Source organism: Serratia ficaria (assembly GCF_900187015.1).
Classification (GTDB): domain Bacteria; phylum Pseudomonadota; class Gammaproteobacteria; order Enterobacterales; family Enterobacteriaceae; genus Serratia; species Serratia ficaria.
The window spans coordinates 519,308-536,939 of record NZ_LT906479.1 but is presented as its reverse complement, the minus strand read 5'-3'; the positions used below and the strand labels follow the sequence as shown (position 1 = coordinate 536,939).

Annotated in this window: 13 protein-coding genes; 6 read left to right on the top strand and 7 right to left on the bottom strand. The window is 60.3% G+C overall.

All coding sequences use genetic code 11. From position 1 onward, the window contains the following. Nucleotides 1-138 precede the first annotated feature (138 nt). The gene (gene mpl / locus CKW09_RS02450) at nt 139-1,518 is read right to left on the bottom strand and encodes a UDP-N-acetylmuramate:L-alanyl-gamma-D-glutamyl-meso-diaminopimelate ligase (RefSeq protein WP_061799920.1); all 1,380 of its coding nucleotides are present in this window, start codon (nt 1,516-1,518) and stop codon (nt 139-141) included. A gap of 170 nt (nt 1,519-1,688) precedes the next feature. Between mpl and fbp the strand changes: the two genes are divergently transcribed. Then, nucleotides 1,689-2,693, top strand: coding sequence for a class 1 fructose-bisphosphatase (fbp, locus tag CKW09_RS02445; protein ID WP_061799919.1), 1,005 nt, complete (start codon nt 1,689-1,691; stop codon nt 2,691-2,693). A gap of 47 nt (nt 2,694-2,740) precedes the next feature. On the opposite strand, the gene CKW09_RS02440 is transcribed toward fbp, so the two are convergent. Next, nucleotides 2,741-4,294, bottom strand: a complete 1,554-nt coding sequence (locus CKW09_RS02440; RefSeq protein ID WP_061799917.1) for a methyl-accepting chemotaxis protein — start codon at nt 4,292-4,294, stop codon at nt 2,741-2,743. Nucleotides 4,295-4,550: 256 nt separating this feature from the next. Between CKW09_RS02440 and ppa the strand changes: the two genes are divergently transcribed. Then, complete coding sequence (gene ppa, locus CKW09_RS02435) at nt 4,551-5,081, top strand: inorganic diphosphatase (RefSeq protein ID WP_061799915.1); 531 nt, start codon at nt 4,551-4,553, stop codon at nt 5,079-5,081. 52 nt (nt 5,082-5,133) lie between these two features. Here the strand turns inward: ppa and CKW09_RS02430 are convergent, their stop codons facing one another. From CKW09_RS02430 to tamA, 3 genes are read right to left on the bottom strand one after another with little or no spacing between them, the layout of a single operon-like run. Beyond that, the gene (locus CKW09_RS02430; RefSeq protein ID WP_061799913.1) at nt 5,134-5,481 is read right to left on the bottom strand and encodes a gamma-glutamylcyclotransferase family protein; all 348 of its coding nucleotides are present in this window, start codon (nt 5,479-5,481) and stop codon (nt 5,134-5,136) included. A 2-nt stretch (nt 5,482-5,483) separates the two neighbouring features. Beyond that, nucleotides 5,484-9,302, bottom strand: coding sequence for an autotransporter assembly complex protein TamB (tamB, locus tag CKW09_RS02425; protein ID WP_061799911.1), 3,819 nt, complete (start codon nt 9,300-9,302; stop codon nt 5,484-5,486). Beyond that, a complete protein-coding gene (gene tamA, locus CKW09_RS02420; protein WP_061799908.1) occupies nt 9,299-11,035 on the bottom strand; it encodes an autotransporter assembly complex protein TamA in 1,737 nt (578 codons plus the stop codon). The genes tamB and tamA overlap by 4 nt, the downstream gene beginning before the upstream one ends. Before the next feature lie 287 nt (nt 11,036-11,322). Here tamA and msrA point away from each other — a divergent pair, with 287 nt between their 5' ends. Both msrA and CKW09_RS02410 read left to right on the top strand, forming a co-directional pair. Beyond that, entirely contained in the window at nt 11,323-11,964 is a 642-nt protein-coding gene (gene msrA / locus CKW09_RS02415) for a peptide-methionine (S)-S-oxide reductase MsrA (RefSeq protein ID WP_061799907.1), read from the top strand. Nucleotides 11,965-12,163: 199 nt separating this feature from the next. Then, the gene (locus CKW09_RS02410; protein WP_061799906.1) at nt 12,164-13,495 is read left to right on the top strand and encodes a hemolysin family protein; all 1,332 of its coding nucleotides are present in this window, start codon (nt 12,164-12,166) and stop codon (nt 13,493-13,495) included. A 67-nt stretch (nt 13,496-13,562) separates the two neighbouring features. Here CKW09_RS02410 and CKW09_RS02405 read toward each other — a convergent pair whose 3' ends face one another. Next, a complete protein-coding gene (locus tag CKW09_RS02405) occupies nt 13,563-13,769 on the bottom strand; it encodes a DUF1107 domain-containing protein (protein WP_061799905.1) in 207 nt (68 codons plus the stop codon). Between the two features lie 328 nt (nt 13,770-14,097). Here CKW09_RS02405 and CKW09_RS02400 point away from each other — a divergent pair, with 328 nt between their 5' ends. Next, nucleotides 14,098-14,655, top strand: coding sequence for a YtfJ family protein (locus CKW09_RS02400; protein ID WP_061799904.1), 558 nt, complete (start codon nt 14,098-14,100; stop codon nt 14,653-14,655). A gap of 1 nt (nt 14,656) precedes the next feature. Here CKW09_RS02400 and cysQ read toward each other — a convergent pair whose 3' ends face one another. Beyond that, nucleotides 14,657-15,397 (bottom strand): 3'(2'),5'-bisphosphate nucleotidase CysQ, encoded by a 741-nt coding sequence (gene cysQ, locus CKW09_RS02395; RefSeq protein ID WP_061799950.1) that lies wholly within the window; start codon nt 15,395-15,397, stop codon nt 14,657-14,659. A gap of 255 nt (nt 15,398-15,652) precedes the next feature. Between cysQ and CKW09_RS02390 the strand changes: the two genes are divergently transcribed. Next, a complete protein-coding gene (locus tag CKW09_RS02390; protein WP_095095432.1) occupies nt 15,653-17,605 on the top strand; it encodes a bifunctional 2',3'-cyclic-nucleotide 2'-phosphodiesterase/3'-nucleotidase in 1,953 nt (650 codons plus the stop codon). Nucleotides 17,606-17,632 lie beyond the last annotated feature (27 nt).

Genomic DNA, 17,632 nt, shown 5'->3' with positions numbered 1-17,632 from the left:
AAACGCCGACTCTCCGGCGCCCCTATCGTCGTCCTATCCGACGAAACCCCGTTGCCCTCGCTCGCGAGGGCTTTTTTATGGGCGCAAAAAAGGGCCGCCGGCGGCCCTTATGCTGAAATGACGCGATCCCGCTGGCGATCAGTAGGTGACTTTCGGCTCCTGCTTCTTCGCCAGCGCTTCCAGCAGGCGATCGTGAATGCCGCCGAAGCCGCCGTTGCTCATCACCAGAATGTGGTCGCCCGGCTGCGCGGTTTTCACGATCATCTCCACCAGCGCATCGAGATCGGCGCTCCAGTGCGCCGGCTGTACGCAGGCTTCGGCCACTTCCGCCACCTGCCAGGGAATATGGTGCGGCTGGAACAGGAACACTTCGTCGGCGCGGCCGAGCGAAGGCGCCAAATCATTTTTGCTGATGCCCATTTTCATGGTGTTGGAGCGCGGCTCCAGCACCGCCAAAATGCGCGCCGTGCCGCCCACCTTGCCGCGCAGCGCGGCCAGGGTAGCCAGGATCGCCGTCGGGTGGTGGGCGAAATCGTCGTACACCGTGACGCCGTTGGCTTCGCCGCGCAGTTCCAGGCGGCGGCGGGCGTTGATGAAGTCGCCCAGCGCGCGGCAGGCGTCGGCCGGCTGCACGCCCACGTGGCGGGTGGCGGCGATGGCCATCAGCCCGTTATGCATGTTGTGCTCGCCCACCAGCGCCCAATTCACCTCGCCGACCTGCTCGCCGTTGAGGAACACCGCATAGCGGCTGGCGTCCGGCGTCAGCTTTTGCGCGCGCCATGCGCCCTCTTCGCCGACCTGTTCCTGCTCGCTCCAGCACCCCATCGCCATCACCTGCTTCAGGTGATTGTCGTTATCCGGCAAGATGATTTTGCCTTTGCCCGGCACCAGACGCACCAGGTGGTGGAACTGTTTCTGGATCGCCTTCAGATCGTCAAAGATATCGGCATGATCGAACTCCAGGTTGTTCATGATCAGCGTACGCGGGCTGTAGTGGACAAACTTGGAACGCTTGTCGAAGAACGCGCAGTCATATTCATCGGCTTCGATCACGAAGAACGGGCTGCCGCCGAGGCGGGCGGACACGTCGAAGTTGCCCGGCACGCCGCCGATGACGAAGCCTGGCTGGTAACCGCAGGCTTCCAGGATCCAGGTGGCCATGCCGGCGGTGGTGGTTTTGCCGTGGGTGCCGGCAACCGCCAGCACCCAGCGATCGCGCAGCACGTAGTCGTGCAGCCACTGCGGGCCGGAAACGTAAGGAATGCCCCGCTCCAGCACCGCTTCCACGCACGGGTTGCCGCGCGTCATGGCGTTGCCGATGATCACCAGATCCGGCGCCGGATCCAGCTGGGCCGGATCATAGCCCTGAATAAGATCGATCCCCTGGTTCTCCAACAGCGTGCTCATCGGCGGGTAGACATTGGCGTCCGAACCGGTGACTTCATGCCCCAGTGAACGAGCCAGCACCGCCAGCCCGCCCATAAAGGTGCCGCAGATCCCAAGAATATGTATGCGCATTAGGTTTCTCATCTGAGTGCTTCGATTTAGAGCTTATTCTAACGCTCAGAATCGTCCAGAAGAAATGGATTTGCCTATGAATAGCGCGTGGCTTTGGGCTACACTGCTCGCGAAAACGTTGGCGGTTTGTTAACAGACCGCTATCCATCCGTAGATTCAGGGATTGTGTCATGAAAACGTTAGGCGAATTTATCGTCGAGAAACAGCACGACTTCTCTCACGCCACCGGCGAGCTGACAGCGTTACTTTCTGCAATTAAACTGGGCGCCAAAATCATCCACCGCGATATCAACAAGGCCGGTCTGGTTGATATTCTGGGGACCAGCGGCGTTTCCAACGTACAGGGCGAAGTTCAGATGAAACTGGACCTGTACGCTAACGAAAAGCTGAAAGCGGCGTTGAAAGCGCGCGGTGAAGTTGCGGGCATCGCTTCTGAAGAAGAAGATGAAATCGTGATATTCGACGGCGAACGTGCAGAAAATGCCAAGTATGTGGTGCTGATGGATCCGTTGGACGGCTCGTCCAACATTGATGTCAACGTCTCGGTCGGTACGATTTTCTCGATCTATCGTCGCATCACCCCGGTCGGCACTCCGGTGACCGAAGAAGACTTCCTGCAGCCGGGCAGCGCTCAGGTGGCGGCGGGCTACGTGGTTTACGGTTCATCCACCATGCTGGTGTACACCACCGGTTATGGCGTGCATGCCTTTACTTACGACCCTTCTCTGGGCGTGTTCTGCCTCTCCCACGAGAAAGTTCGCTTCCCTGAAACCGGCAACATGTATTCCATCAACGAAGGCAACTACATCAAGTTCCCTCGCGGCGTGAAGAAATACATCAAATATTGCCAGGAGCAGGATGAGGCGACCCAGCGCCCTTATACTTCGCGCTACATCGGTTCTTTGGTTGCCGACTTCCACCGCAACCTGCTGAAGGGCGGCATCTACATCTACCCAAGCACCGCCAGCCACCCGCAAGGCAAGCTGCGCCTGCTGTATGAGTGCAACCCGATGGCCTTCCTGGCCGAGCAGGCCGGCGGCAAAGCCAGCGACGGTAAAAACCGCATTCTGGACATCACCCCGGTGAAACTGCACCAGCGCGCGCCATTCTTCGTCGGCACCCGTTCGATGGTCGAAGACGCCGAGCGCTTTATCGCCGAGAACCCGGACGAGTAAAGCCGCTGTACGGGAGGGCGGCCCACCGCCCTCCCGTCTTCTTTCGCTTAGAGTTTGAACGCAGCCATGCTCTGCGCCAGCAGCTGGGCCTGATCCTCCAGCGAACGCGTCGCCGCCGCCGACTCTTCCACCAGCGCCGCATTCTGTTGCGCCACCCGATCCATCTGCGCCACCGCCAGATTCACCTGTTCGATGCCGCTGCTTTGCTCGCGGGTCGCCGCCGAAATCTCGCGCATCAGCGCCGTCACCCGGCCCACTTCACCGGTAATGCCGCTCATGGTTTTCGCCGCCGATTCCGCCATCTGCTCGCCTTCCTGCACCCGGTTCTGCGAAGCCTCGATCAGCCCCTTGATTTCTTTGGCCGACTGGGCGCTGCGCTGCGCCAGATTGCGCACCTCTCCGGCCACCACCGCGAAGCCGCGCCCCTGTTCGCCGGCGCGCGCCGCCTCTACCGCCGCATTCAGCGCCAGAATGTTGGTCTGGAAGGCGATGCCGTCCATCACGCTGATGATATCGGCAATGCGCCTGGAGCTGTCGGTGATCGCCTGCATTTTGCTCATCACCTGGCTCACCACGTCGCTGCCCCGATTGGCGATGTCGGACACGCTCAGCGCCAGCTGATTGGCCTGCTCGCAGTTCTCGGCGTTCATCTTCACCGTCGAGGTCAGCTGCTCCATGCTGGCGGCGGTCTCTTCCAGCGACGCGGCCGACTCTTCGGTGCGCTGAGCCAGATGCAGGTTGCCGGCGGCCAGCTCGCGCGAGCCGGTATCGATTTGGCTGCTGGCGTCGCGCACCTTGCTGACCGAACCGGCCAGCGCCTGCTGCATGCGCTGCATCGCCCGCACCAGGCGGCCCATTTCGGTATCCCCTTCGCCGCTGATGTGATGGGTCAGGTCGCCGCCGGCGATATGTTCCAGCTGGGCGATGGAATCATCCAGCGGCCGCAGGATAATGATCCGCAGCGCAAACCAGGCCAGCACCGCCAGCAGCACGCTGAGCAGGCCGGCCACCACGATCAGGCTAATCTTGGCGCTGGCGTTGCTTTTCGCCTCATCCACCCGCTGCTCGCCGATTTTCATGGCGAAGCTGCGGAAATCGCCGAGGTCCTTTTCAAAGGCGATGCTCAGCGCGGAGATTTTGGTTTCCTGGATCCGGTAGTAATCGTCGACCTTGCCGGCCTTGATGGCGTCCGCCATCGGCGCCACGCCCTGTTCCAGATAGGCACGATAGCTGTTTTGCAGGCGGCCGGACAGCACGCGCCCGCGTTCGGTCACGGTGCCGACGCCCACGAAGCGCGCCATTTCGCGCTTCGACTGCTCAAGATAGCCGTAGATGCGGCTGACGGTCGCGTCGGACACCTCAATCTGGCCGATTTCCCGCTGGCGCACCGCCAGCGAGGCGGCGGTCCTGGCGCGCAGCGTCAGGTTGGAACTGTTGGCCAGCGATCCCAGCTCTTCGCCGAGGATCTGGTTCAGAGTATGTAGCGAGCGCGATCCTTCGTTAATCGCGTTTACGCCGATAACGCTGACCATAATCAACAGCATGGTCATCAGGCTCAGCAAGGCGATAAGCCCGGCCTTCACCGTAATCTTTTTTAGCATGAGTTCTTCCCGGCTTCAGAATAGTGAGATCAACGTAGGGGAGGCAAAACGCGGAGCCAGCCTTTGCCGGCTCATTATTATTTGCGGAAGTTATCGGCATCCCCGGGGAAAACTTCACGCCGACGGTGGATTAATCTGGAAATTATCGCCATGGCCCCCGGCCGGGCTCCGGGTGATGAAAAGGGCAGGAAATCGCAAAAGAGTCCGCTATAATAGCCGCCACTCCATTTCTGGTTTGAAGATTAAGGAAACCGACATGAGCTTGAACCTGGTCCCCGCTGGCAAAGACCTGCCGGAAGACATCTACGTAGTTATCGAAATCCCGGCCAACGCCGATCCGATCAAATATGAAATCGACAAGGACACCGGCGCGCTGTTCGTTGACCGCTTCATGTCCACCGCGATGTTCTACCCGTGCAACTACGGCTACATCAACCACACCCTGTCTCTGGACGGTGATCCGGTTGACGTGCTGGTGCCGACCCCTTACCCGCTGCAGCCAGGTTCCGTGATCCGCTGCCGCCCGGTTGGCGTACTGAAGATGACCGACGAAGCCGGTGAAGATGCGAAGCTGGTTGCCGTTCCGCACAGCAAGCTGACCAAAGAATACGATCACATCAAAGATGTGAACGACCTGCCGGAGCTGCTGAAAGCGCAGATCGCCCACTTCTTCGAGCACTATAAAGATCTGGAAAAAGGCAAATGGGTGAAAGTGGAAGGCTGGGCAGACGCTGCCGCGGCTAAAGCGGAAATCATCGCCTCTTTCGAACGCGCCGCCAAGAAGTAATTCCTGCCGCCGTCCGATGAAAAAACACCGCTCGGTGAGCGGTGTTTTTTTATTACTTTTCGTCGAGACGCTTCAGCCAATCACCGCTGTCGATCCGCGGGTAACCGTCTACGCTGTGTTTATACAGGTAGATCCACGCACTCCCATAAGGCGTCTGAATCAGCTCGCGCTTATAGTCCTTGGTGTTGCTTTTCAGTTCGTCCAGCTCTGCCAGAATCGATGAGTTAATACGATACACCTCGCAATGTATCGTGCCCTCTCCAGGGATCGCCGCCGGGTAATGGCCCAGATTATAAATCTGATAGCCTTCGAGCTCATGCTCGCCGAGCCATTGGGCGTTGGTCATCCAATGGCTGTTTCCCTGTTTGCGTCGTAAACTGCCGTAGACAATTATTCGCATCGCTAAAACTCAAACTGATAGAGCAAATCTAATGCCTGATCGAGACCAGACACCGCTTCAAGATACAACTTAGGCATCAGGCGGTAACGCAACGTCAGCGTGGCCAGCGAGTCGAAAATGCCCACCCCATATTTTACTTGTAAGCCTGGGAGAACATAGCCGCTCACGACAACCTGGGAGCTGTCGCCAACCCCCTGGGTATCCAGGGCCAAATTACTCACGCCAAACGCCTCGCCGATTTTACCCACAAGTTGACCACTTTGTGCAACCCCCATGCCAATTAACATTGAGGTCATGGCGTTGCCGTCGGCGCCGGAGCTGTTCAATCCCTGGCCGCGAAGCAGGTAGGACAAGGCTTCCTGCTGCGATTTGGCCGGATCCGAGAACACCTCAAGCTTGGGCGCATCCGCCAGGCCGGTCACGCGCACCCCGGCGGTCACGTCGTCTTCGGTCGATTCGGGGTTACGGATCGCCTCAATGTTGAGCAGCGGCTGATCCGGCGGGCCGGAGAACATCAGTTGCCCCTTGCGAACGATCAGATCCTGACCATAAGCATGGAAGCGGCCGGAAGGGATGTCAATCTGGCCATTGAGCCCCAGCCCCTGCTTGTCCTGCACCACCTTCAGGTCGCCCTTCAGCCTGGCCTTCAGGCCAAAGGCGTCCAGCCGCACATCGTCGCCGACGTGGATCATCAGGTTGCTGTTGATCGGGATCCCCGCCGTCTTCGGCTGGATCGGCTTCAGTTGGTCATCCAGCATCACCTCGTCGGAAGAGACGCCCACCGCGCTTTCCGGCAGTTCCTGCACCGTGATGCGCGCCCAGGGAATATCCACCGAACCGTTGAGCGAGAACAGCTGCGGCGTGGCTTCAAACACCAGATCCGGCGACACGTCGATGCGGATCATCGGCGGCACCGTCACCCGCAGCTTGTCGCCCTTGGCGGCGATGCGCGCGCGCCAGGCGTTGATGTCGCGCCAGTCGGCGTCGCCCGCCAGGTTAAGCTGGCCGCGGGTGGTGCTGACCAATCCTTCCAGCGTCGAGGTCATGCCGTTGAAATTGATCGCCAGCCGGCCGTCGGTCATGTCGAACGGCATCCAGTGGCCGTCGATATCCACCTTGTCCAGCGCCAGCCGGCCGAACACCAGCGGTTTCTCCGCGCTGCCGCCCAGGCGCAGGTTGGCGTTCAGCATGCCCGCCGCCTTTTCGCCCTGCATCAGCGCCGGGTTGATCATCGCCAGCGAGATATTGGCGATGTTGACGTTGCCGCTGATAGCGCGCCGCACCTGCGGATCGGTCACCTGGATCTTGCCGTCGAACTGACCGTTGTTGGTCAGCTTGATCAGCCAGTCCGCCTGTGCGCGGCCGTTGTTGAGCCCGGCGTTGAGGGTCAGGGTGTCGAAGGCGATCGGCAACGCGTTGCCCTGCACCTGCTGCACCACCTTCACGCCGTTGCCGGCCAGCGACACCTTGGCCTCCGGCAGCGCGCCGCCCGGTTTCCAACTGACGTCGGCCCGGCCGGTAAATACGCCGCTCAGCGCGGTTTCCGGGCCGAGGAAAGGTTTGATCATCGCCAGATCGAAGCGGTTAAGCACCACGCTGGCCTGGCCGCTCTGGCCGGCCTCGATGGTTTTCGGCACGCACAGCTCGGCGTTCGGGTTCTGCCAGCAGTGCGGCCCGACGCTGATTTTCTGCGCGGTATTCAGGTAATCCAGCGCGATAGCGCGCGTCAGGCGCCATTCGCCGACCGGGGTATCGAAGCGAGTGTTGTTCAGGTTGCCGCGCCAGCGCTGTTGCTGGCGATCGAAGCTGCCCTGCAGCGCCAGCTGGCCGGAGACCGGCTTGCCGTCAATCTTCAGCTGCAGCTGATGCTGCTTCTCGCTGCCCTTGGCGTCCAGGGTCAGCAGGCTGACCTCCAGCGCGTCCTGCTTCAACTGCTCAACGCGCACCGCCAGCTGCCCCTGGATCTGGTCAGTAGAGCGCACGTCGCCGTCGATTTTCACCCGGTTGATGCGCAGCGCCTGCCATTGCAGGCCGGAGGCGGTCAGGTCGGCCAACACCTGCGGCGCCTGCAGGTTGCCGCGCAGCTTGACCAACCCTTTGGCGGTGCCGCCCAGGCCCGGCAGCGCGCCGTCGAGATGCGGCGCGTCGATATTGGCGTCCAGGTTCCAGCTTTTCTCATCCAGCTGGCCTTTGACGTTGAGCTGATTGCGCCCCAGCGTCAGGTCGATGCCGGGTATCTTCCACTGCCCGGCGGCGTTGCCGCTCAGCGCACCGCGCGCCGTGACCTTGTTCTGCTTCACGTTGCCGTCCAGCTGCAGCACCGGCACCTGCAGCTGCCAGCTGCCGCCGTACAAACTGCCGCGGGTGGTGATTTTGCCGTCGAGCCGGGCCGGCCATTCCGGCCATTGTTTGGCGGTGTTGATGCCGCTCAGCGTCAGCTGCGAATTCCAGCTGATGGCCTTGCTCCAGTCCACCAGCGCGGTGAGGTCGGTATTGCCCTGCAGCGCGGCCAGTCGCAGGCGCTCCAGCTTGAACTGTTCGACATTGCCCTTGCCATCCAGCGTCAGCACCGCCGGCGGCAGGTCCTGCCCCTTGATATTGGCGCGGGTGGACAACGCGTAGTCGGTCGCCTTGCCGTTAAAGCGCAGGCGGAAATCATTGACCTGATATTGCGATTCGCCGCTCAACGGCCATTTCAGCTGTTTGCTTTGCAGCGTCAGCGCCAGCGGCAGGCCAGCCTCGGCCAGGCGCGTCTGTACGTCGAGCTGCGCGCCGACCGGCCCGGACAGGTTGAGCGCCACCTTCAGCTCTTCGCGCAGCCCGCCGCCGACGTTGAGCTTCACCTTCTCGCCCTTCAGCGGATCGATGTTCAGCGTGCTGTTGGCCACCATGCTCACCGGCCACTCGCCGGTCAGCGTCGCCTGCCCCTGTGCGGACAGCGTGCCCTGCGGCGACTTGACGTCAAAATTATCCAGTTGGATATGTTGATCCTTGGTGCTGGCCTGCAGCAGCAGGCGGGTGATCAGCACCTCGGTATCGCCGGTCAGGCGCAGCTGTTCGCCGCTGATTTCCTTGACGGTGATATCCAACGGCAAGCGAATTTCCGGCAGGTCCGGCAGCAGCGGCTTGGCAAACAGCGCTTTCAGCGTTTCGCCCAGCGGCTGTTCTGCCGGCTGCGGCGCCGGTTTGGCCGCCTTGTCGACCTGCTCGCCAACCTGTTTCGCCACCTCTACCGCCGGCTGCACCGCCTCCGGCAAGGGGTTCTGCGGCGTCTTCGGCAGGGCAATCAGCAGCGCGCTGATTTTGGTCGGCATCAGGGTCAGCGCGCGTTCCTGCCACTGGGCGCCGGTGCGGAACTCGCCCAGGGAAATCGCGGTGTCATCGACGCTGACCTTGACGTTGTTCAACGCCAGCATGCGCAGGGTAATCGGGTATGGCGTGCTGAGATTGGTGGTCGGCTCGCTGGTCTCCTCGACCGGCGCAGACGGCGCCATCTCTTTGGTTTTCACCACCACGTCCACGTCCTGCGCGGTCAGGGCATTGACGCACAGCGAGCTGCGCTTGAAGCAGGACAGATCGAGCGACAGGTGGAACTGCCCGGCATTTACCGTCACGCCCGGCATCTGGTATTTGACGCCTTTCAGCGTCAGATCGCGCCAGCCGCCGCTGACGCCGGCGATATCCAGGCCCGGCACCCAGCGCGCCGCGCCGTTAATCACCATATGCAAACCGCTGGTGGTGCCCAGCAGGAAAGCGACTCCGCCGATCAGCAACAGCAGAACGATCAGGGATCCGAGACAAATCTTTTTCACCAGGCTCATAGTTCAGGCCCCAAACCGATGTAGAACTGCACGCCATGGGTCTCCTTGTCACCCACCGGCGCGGCGATATCCAGCTTCACCGGGCCGACCGGCGACTGCCAGCGCACGCCCACGCCTGCGCCGGTCTTGAAGTTGCTTTGCTTGATATCGTTCACCGCCTCGCCCGAGTCGACGAACACCGCGCCCCACCATTTGCCGGTCACGTTGTATTGGTATTCCAGCGAGCCGGTCATCATCTTGGAGGCGCCGGTCAGCTTGCCGTCGTCGTCGCGCGGCGAAATGCCCTTGTACTTATAACCGCGGATGCTGCGGTCACCGCCGGCGAAGAAGCGCAGGTCCGGCGGCACCTTGTCGAAGTCGTTGGTTTCAATCCAGCCCACCTGGCCGCGCGCCACGAAACGGTGCTTGTCGGCCAGGGTGCGGATCCACACGTTCTGCGCCTGCATCAGCGCAAAGTCCACCCCGGAGCCCCAGGTGGTGTCGGAGACATCGATGGAGTAACGCTGGCTGTCGCCCCAGGTCGGCATCAGGCCGCCGCGCGAGCGGGTGCGGTTGATGCTGACGCCGGGATACAGCAGCATGGTGGTGTTGGTGACGGTGCCCTGGGTAAAGTGGTCCCAACGCCAGGTCAGGTTCAACGCCCGTTGCCAGCCGCTGGAGAGATCCCAGTTGCGCGACGCCACCACTTTGGACGTGACGGATTTGGTGTCGTTGAGATCGACGTTCTTGAAGCCGCCCTGCAGCAGGTAATACTGTTCCAGCGGGTTCTTCAGCAGCGGGATCTTATAGGTCAGATCCAGTTGCTGCTCCGGCGCCGAAATGCTGGCGCTGGTTTCCAGGCTGTGGCCGCGATCGTTGAGCCACGGTTTTTTCCAGGTGCCCTTGACCCGCGGGCCGACGTCGGTGGAATAGCCGACCCCGGTTTCGATGGTGTTGCGGGTGCGCGGCGTCACCAGCGCCTCTAGCGGCAAAATCTTGTTCTCTTTGGCATCTTTGAAATCAGGCGACACCACCACCGAGTTGAACCAGTTGGTGGCGGACAAACGCCGGTTCAGCTCGGCCAAATCCTCCGAGCTGTAATAATCCCCCTGATGAAAGGGCACCAGATTTTGCAGATAGTCTTCGCGAATTTGCGACCCTTCGAACTTTACCTTGCCGAAGCGATAGCGCTCGCCGCTGTTGAAGTCGATATCCCAAAAGGCCTTGTGCAGCTCTTCGGCAACGCCGAGCTGGCTCTTGGCCATATCGGCGTCGAAATAGCCCTTGCGCAGCGCCAGGCCGCTCAGCGATCCCTTAAAGCTGTCGTACTTGCCGTGATTGAGGATCTCGCCGATGGTCGGCCGGCCCTTTTTGACCAGCGTCTGGTAATCTTCGTCGGTGCGGGCGCCGCCGCGCAGCACGATGTTGGCGCCGGCGATGCGCACCGGTTCGCCCGGATCCACCTTGGCGTGCAGCACCGGGCGCGAAAGGCCGGGCCGGTTGTCGAGCGTGAAGTTGATGGTCGGCTCATAGTAGCCGAGCGCCCGCAGCCCCTGGCGCACCGCTTCGTCCACGCGCGCGCGGAAGCGGCCGTCGGTGCCGACCTCTTCGGGGGTGATCGACGACAGCCGCACCCGGACGTTTTTTTCCAGTTCCCCGCTAAGACCTTCCACCTGCAGACGCACATTCGCCGCGTACGCCGCAGGAGCCGCAAGCAGCACAGATAACAAGCACATGACCGGGTATCGTGGCACGCGTTCTCCTTATTTATTTTACTTTCCTGTAAATGGTGTTCGCTCTGGGGCCAGGGCAGACTCCGCGCTATCAGGACGGCAGCCCTCTTCAACCTTATTCCAGACGCGGCCCGCGACGGTTTGACTCTCACCGTTCATCGGGCGCATTCTTCACTTTTGGCGCTCAAAATACTGCGTTAAGCTTATGCTAAATCCAATATGCCGCTTATTGTGGGCAAAGACGCGGTTAGATACAACCGAACCGCCCCGACTTGCGTCAATTCTTACTGTGACAACAGGAGACAACCGTGGTGCCATTTTTTGATAAATCACAAACCGTCGACCCGGCGAGCGCGCTGCCAGGCCGCACCACGCCTATGCCGGTCGCCACGCTCAACGTGGTTACCGAGCATTCGATGACCCAGGTGCCGGACGGCATGGAAGTGGCGATCTTCGCCATGGGCTGCTTCTGGGGCGTAGAGCGTCTGTTCTGGCAACAGCCGGGCGTTTACAGCACCGCAGCCGGCTACAGCGGCGGCTCTACGCCGAACCCGACCTACCGCGAAGTGTGCAGCGGCCAGACCGGCCATGCCGAAGTGGTGCGCGTGGTGTTCGACCCGCAGGTCGTCAGCTACCCGCAGCTGCTGCAGGTATTCTGGGAAAACCACGATCCGGCGCAGGGCATGCGTCAGGGCGGCGACATCGGCACGCAGTACCGCTCGGCGATTTACACGCTGAGCCCGGAGCAACAGGCCGAAGCCGAAAACAGCCTGCGGCGCTTCCAGCAGGCGATGGACGCCGCGGGCGACCGGCGCGCGATCACCACCGAGATCGCGCCGGCCCTGCCGTTCTACTACGCCGAAGACGATCACCAGCAGTATCTGCATAAAAATCCGGAAGGCTATTGCGGCCTGGGCGGCATCGGCGTCTGCCTGCCGCCGCAGGGCTAACCCGCTGGCCGGCGGCAATTTTTTAACCGCTGGCGGCCCCTGTGGGGCAACTGCTATACTGTGCGGGGTCGCATTTGCGGCCCCGCTTTTTGGTAAAGCTCTGGCGGGCGCGGCGTATCGCGCCCCTACGACTCTTTTTTTACAATGTACTACCCTTCCTCAAGAGCGCCGTCATCCCGTCGGCACGTATGGATAGATTATGTTAAACAGTATTTTACTGATTCTTTTTCTGATCGCGGTGAGCGCGTTTTTCTCACTGTCGGAAATCTCTCTGGCTGCGTCACGCAAGATCAAACTGAAGCTGATGGCTGACGAAGGTAACGTCAATGCCGCCAAAGTGCTCAAACTGCAAGAAACCCCCGGCCTGTTCTTTACCGTGGTGCAAATCGGCCTGAACGCCGTGGCCATTCTCGGCGGTATCGTCGGCGATGCGGCCTTTTCTCCCTCTTTCAAACTGCTGTTCGACCGCTTCCTCTCGCCGGAACTGGCGGAGCAGGTCAGCTTTATCTGCTCCTTCGTGCTGGTCACCAGCCTGTTTATCCTGTTCGCGGATTTGACCCCGAAGCGCATCGGTATGATTGCACCAGAGACGGTCGCCGTCCGGATCATCAACCCGATGCGTTTCTCGATCATGATTTTCCGGCCGCTGGTGTGGTTCTTCAACGGCATGGCCAACCTGATCTTCCGCCTGTTCAAACTGCCGATGGTGCGCAAGGACGACATCACCTCCGACGATATCTATGCGGTGGTGGAAGCCGGCGCCCTGGCGGGCGTGCTGCGCAAGCAGGAGCACGAGCTGATCGAGAACGTCTTCGAGCTGGAATCGCGCACCGTGCCTTCCTCCATGACCTCGCGTGAAAGCGTGGTGTACTTCGACCTGCGCGAGAGCGAAGAGAGCATTATCGAGAAGGTCTCGACCCACCCGCACTCCAAGTTCCTGGTGTGCGACGGCCATATCGATCAGGTGGTCGGCTACGTCGATTCCAAAGACCTGCTGAACCGCGTGCTGGGCAACCAGAGCCTGGTGCTGAGCAGCGGCGTGCAGATCCGTTCGGCGCTGATCGTGCCGGATACCCTGACGCTGTCGGAAGCGCTGGAAAGCTTTAAAACCGCCGGCGAAGACTTCGCCGTGATCCTCAACGAATATGCGCTGGTGGTGGGCATCATCACGCTCAACGACGTGATGACTACGCTGATGGGCGATCTGGTCGGCCAGGGGCAGGAAGAGCAGATTGTCGCGCGCGATGAGAGCTCATGGCTGATCGAAGGCGGCACGCCGATCGACGACGTGATGCGCGTGCTGCATATCGACGAGTTCCCGCAGGCGGGCAACTACGAAACCATCGGCGGCTTTATGATGTATATGCTGCGCAAGATCCCCAAACGCACCGACTTCGTCAAATACGCCGGCTACAAGTTTGAGGTGGTGGATATCGACAGCTACAAGATTGACCAGCTGCTGGTCACCCGGCTGAGCGACAAGCCGGCGGCCACGCTGCCGAAGGCGCCGGACGAGAACGTCCCGGCCTGACGGCCATACGGCAGAAACATCAGCGGCCCCATCGGGGCCGCATTTTTTTACCGGCTCAGGCCTGGCTTTATCCCATTTCGGACTGCAGCAACAGCACCTGGCGGTTGACCTCTGACATCACGCTGAAGTGGCGCTTGTCGCGAATTTTCGGCAGCAGGATTTTTCCTTCGTCGAATTCGAACGCGCCCACGTCCTTGATATACAGCCGGCCACGAAACAGGGTCTTAACGTACTTCGCCACTTTCAATGGGTTATAACGCTGGAAGATTCTCATTCTTTTACGCTCCTCCCGTTTGATCCATGCGCTCAGCGAGCCGCCAAGGTGGCAGCCTCGAAATTCAGAACGCAACTTGATTGCATGTAGTAGACCCAGTAAAGACCAGAACGTTCATTTTCGCTCGGATTTCTACGCTGGATTTACACTTTTTGACAGAATTGTATATGATAATTTATAACGTTTTCAGTATATCCCTTCAAAATCTGGTGATTAGCGGAACGAGGGGAAAACTGCGATCCGGTTAACAGGACAGACCTCTGATCACAACCTATGCTTTAGGCTGTTGAGTGCTGTCGCACTATTTCCCCCATTACAAGGAGAAAGCATGAAAAAAAGACACATGCTGATGGTATCCCTGCTGCTCGCCCCTCTTTTCGCCTCCGCGCACAACTTCCAGCTCCAGCAACGCGTGGCGCCGGTCGGCGTCAGCGACAAAGGAGAGTTAAATTATGCTAATGATAATTTTAGCTACAAAAACTGGAATAGCGCGCAACTTAGTGGAAAAGTGCGAGTTATACAGCATATTGCCGGCCGCAGCTCCGCCAAGGAGATGAACGACCCGCTGATAGAAGCCATTAAGAAAGCTAAACTACCACAGGATCGTTACCAAACGACGACAATCGTCAACACCGACGATGCACTGCTGGGCACCGCGATGTTCGTACGCAGCAGCATTGAAGACAGCAAGAAAGAGTTCCCGTGGTCGCAGTTTGTCGTCGACAGCAACGGCAACGTGCAAAAAGCCTGGGATTTACAGCCGAAAAGCTCCACCATTGTGGTATTGGATAAGCAGGGCAGGATCCAGTTCGCCAAAGACGGCGCGCTGACGCCGGAAGAGGTGCAGCAGGTCATGACCAAGCTGCACCAGCTGTTGGCGAACTAACTCAGAACAGCGAAACCCGGAAGCCGGGGTTGAGGAAAGATTCACGCGGGGCGTACAGCAACGGCCGGCCCTGCCAATCGTGGATCTGCGCCCCGGCGGCCACCGCCACCGCATGCCCTGCGGCGGTATCCCAGATATTGGTCGGCCCAAAGCGCGGATAGAGCTGCGCCTTGCCTTCCGCCACCAGGCAGAATTTCAGGGAAGAGCCGACCGAAATGGTCTGGTGCTCGCCAAGCTGCTTCAGGTAGTCCTTCAGCTCATCGTCGATGTGCGAGCGGCTCACCACCACCAGCGGCGGTTGCGCATTGCTGACGGCGATCGGCTGGCGCTGCCCCTTTTCTTCCTTCCAGGCCTTGCCGCGCTCCGCCAGATACAGCACGTCTATCGCCGGCGCATACACCACCCCCATCACCGCCTCGCCGTGCTCAATCAGCGCGATGTTGACGGTAAACTCGCCGTTGCGGTGCAGGAACTCCTTGGTGCCGTCCAGCGGGTCGACCAGCCAGTAACGCGTCCAGCTCTGGCGCTCTTCCCAGGCCGGCGGATCCTCCTCCGACAGCAGCGGCACCTCCGGCGTCAACGCCGCCAGGCCGCGCTTGATGATATGATGCGCCGCCAGATCGGCTGCCGTTACCGGTGAATCGTCTTTTTTCTGTGCGACATCAAGCGGTTGTTCACCGTCATACACCGCCATGATCGCCGCCCCCGCCTCGCGGGACAGTTGGCAAATTTGCTCTAACATCATGCACCTCAGATACGCAGTTCCGTGGGAAATTTCCCCCTGTCTCTGCTAGCAGACTAGTTTTTTTTACGCCGAATATCCATCTCAACTGGCTAACCTACGGTAATTGCTCAGGTCTTGTTCCACACAACTGTGAACTTACCCGCGTTACATCCGGCCATTTTCTGCCACACTTCACAGTTTACTGTGGCAACCAATGTTAATTACATTTCCCTCTGCGATAACACTCGAATAATGGAATGGAGAGAGTCAAAAATGATCAAGCGTCCGCTGACGTTGTCCGCCCTCGCTCTGCTGGTTTGCGCTTCGGCGCAGGCGGCGACCGTCGACCTGCGCGTGCTGGAAACCACCGACCTGCACAGCAACATGATGGACTTCGATTACTACAAGGATAAGCCGACCGACAAGTTCGGCCTGGTGCGCACCGCCAGCCTGATCCAGCAGGCCCGCCAACAGGCCGCCAACGCGGTGCTGGTGGATAACGGCGACATCATTCAGGGCAGCCCGCTGGGCGACTACATGGCGGCCAGCGGGCTGAAACCGGGCGACGTGCATCCGGTATACCAGGCGATGAATACGCTGGATTACGTGGTCGGCAATATCGGCAACCATGAGTTCAACTACGGGCTCGACTACCTGAAGAACGCCATCGCCGGCGCCAAATTCCCCTACGTCAACGCCAACGTCATCGACGCCCAAACGCAAAAGCCGCTGTTCACCCCCTACATTATCGTCGATACCCCGGTAAAAGACCGTGACGGCAAAGCACATACGCTGCGCATCGGCTATATCGGCTTTGTGCCGCCGCAGATCCTGGTGTGGGACAAGGCTAACCTGCAGGGCAAGGTGACGGTCAACGACATCACCGAAACCGCCAAACGCTACCTGCCGGAAATGCGCAAGCAGGGCGCCGACCTGGTGGTGGCGATCCCGCACTCGGGCCTGTCCAGCGACCCCTATAAAGCGATGGCGGAAAACTCGGTGTACTACCTCAGCCAGGTGCCGGGCATCGACGCCATCATGTTCGGCCACGCCCATGCGGTCTTCCCGAGCAAAGACTTCGCCAACATCAAGGGCGCAGATATCGACCAAGGCTTGCTGAACGGCGTGCCGGCGGTGATGCCGGGCCAGTGGGGCGATCACCTCGGCGTGGTCGACCTGCAGTTGAGCAACGATTCCGGCAGCTGGAAGGTGACCGGCGCCAAAGCGGAAGCCCGGCCGATTTACGACAAGGAACACAAGAAATCGCTGGCGGCGGAAGATGCCGCGCTGGTGAAGGTACTGGCCGACGCCCACCAGGGCACCCGCGAATTCGTCAGCCAGCCGGTCGGCAAGTCTGACGGCAACATGTACAGCTACCTGGCGCTGGTGCAGGACGACCCGACGGTCCAGATCGTCAATAACGCCCAGAAAGCCTACGTCGAGCACTATATTCAGGGCGATCCGGATCTGGCGGACCTGCCGGTGCTGTCGGCCGCCGCGCCGTTCAAGGTCGGCGGGCGCAAAAACGATCCCGCCAGCTTCGTCGAAGTGGAAAAAGGCCGGCTGACCTTCCGCAACGCCGCCGATCTCTATCTCTACCCCAATACCCTGGTGGTGGTGAAAGCCAGCGGCAAAGAGGTGAAAGAATGGCTGGAGTGCTCCGCCGGGCAGTTCAATCAGATCGACGTCAACAGCGGCCAGCCGCAGGGCCTGATTAACTGGGACGGCTTCCGCACCTACAACTTCGACGTGATCGACGGGGTGAATTACCAGATCGACGTCAGCCAGCCGGCGCGCTACGACGGCGAGTGCCAGTTGATCAACGACAAAGCCGAGCGCATCAAGCAGCTGACCTTCAACGGCAAGCCTATCGATCCGAAGGCCACCTTCCTGGTCGCCACCAATAACTACCGCGCCTACGGCGGCAAGTTCGCCGGCACCGGCGACCAGCACATCGCCTTCGCTTCGCCGGACGAAAACCGTTCGGTGCTGGCGGCCTATATCAGCGCGGAGACCAAACGGCGCGGTGCGGTGCAACCGCAGGCCGACAATAATTGGCGCCTGGCCAGCTTCAGCAGCGAACAGCCGCTCGATATTCGCTTCGAGACGTCGCCTTCAGACCAGGCGACGGCGTTTATCAAGCAACACGCACAATACCCGATGAAGGCTGAAGGCAACGACAGCATCGGTTTTGCGGTATATCGGATAGATTTACAGAAGAAGTAAACAATCAGGGCGCCGAGAGGCGCCCTT

Coding starts and splice junctions, on each gene's coding strand:
- mpl (WP_061799920.1), bottom strand. CDS start 1,518: ATGCGCATACATATTCTTGGGATCTGCGGCACCTTTATGGGCGGGCTG.
- fbp (WP_061799919.1), top strand. CDS start 1,689: ATGAAAACGTTAGGCGAATTTATCGTCGAGAAACAGCACGACTTCTCT.
- CKW09_RS02440 (WP_061799917.1), bottom strand. CDS start 4,294: ATGCTAAAAAAGATTACGGTGAAGGCCGGGCTTATCGCCTTGCTGAGC.
- ppa (WP_061799915.1), top strand. CDS start 4,551: ATGAGCTTGAACCTGGTCCCCGCTGGCAAAGACCTGCCGGAAGACATC.
- CKW09_RS02430 (WP_061799913.1), bottom strand. CDS start 5,481: ATGCGAATAATTGTCTACGGCAGTTTACGACGCAAACAGGGAAACAGC.
- tamB (WP_061799911.1), bottom strand. CDS start 9,302: ATGAGCCTGGTGAAAAAGATTTGTCTCGGATCCCTGATCGTTCTGCTG.
- CKW09_RS02410 (WP_061799906.1), top strand. CDS start 12,164: ATGTTAAACAGTATTTTACTGATTCTTTTTCTGATCGCGGTGAGCGCG.
- CKW09_RS02405 (WP_061799905.1), bottom strand. CDS start 13,769: ATGAGAATCTTCCAGCGTTATAACCCATTGAAAGTGGCGAAGTACGTT.
- CKW09_RS02400 (WP_061799904.1), top strand. CDS start 14,098: ATGAAAAAAAGACACATGCTGATGGTATCCCTGCTGCTCGCCCCTCTT.
- cysQ (WP_061799950.1), bottom strand. CDS start 15,397: ATGTTAGAGCAAATTTGCCAACTGTCCCGCGAGGCGGGGGCGGCGATC.
- CKW09_RS02390 (WP_095095432.1), top strand. CDS start 15,653: ATGATCAAGCGTCCGCTGACGTTGTCCGCCCTCGCTCTGCTGGTTTGC.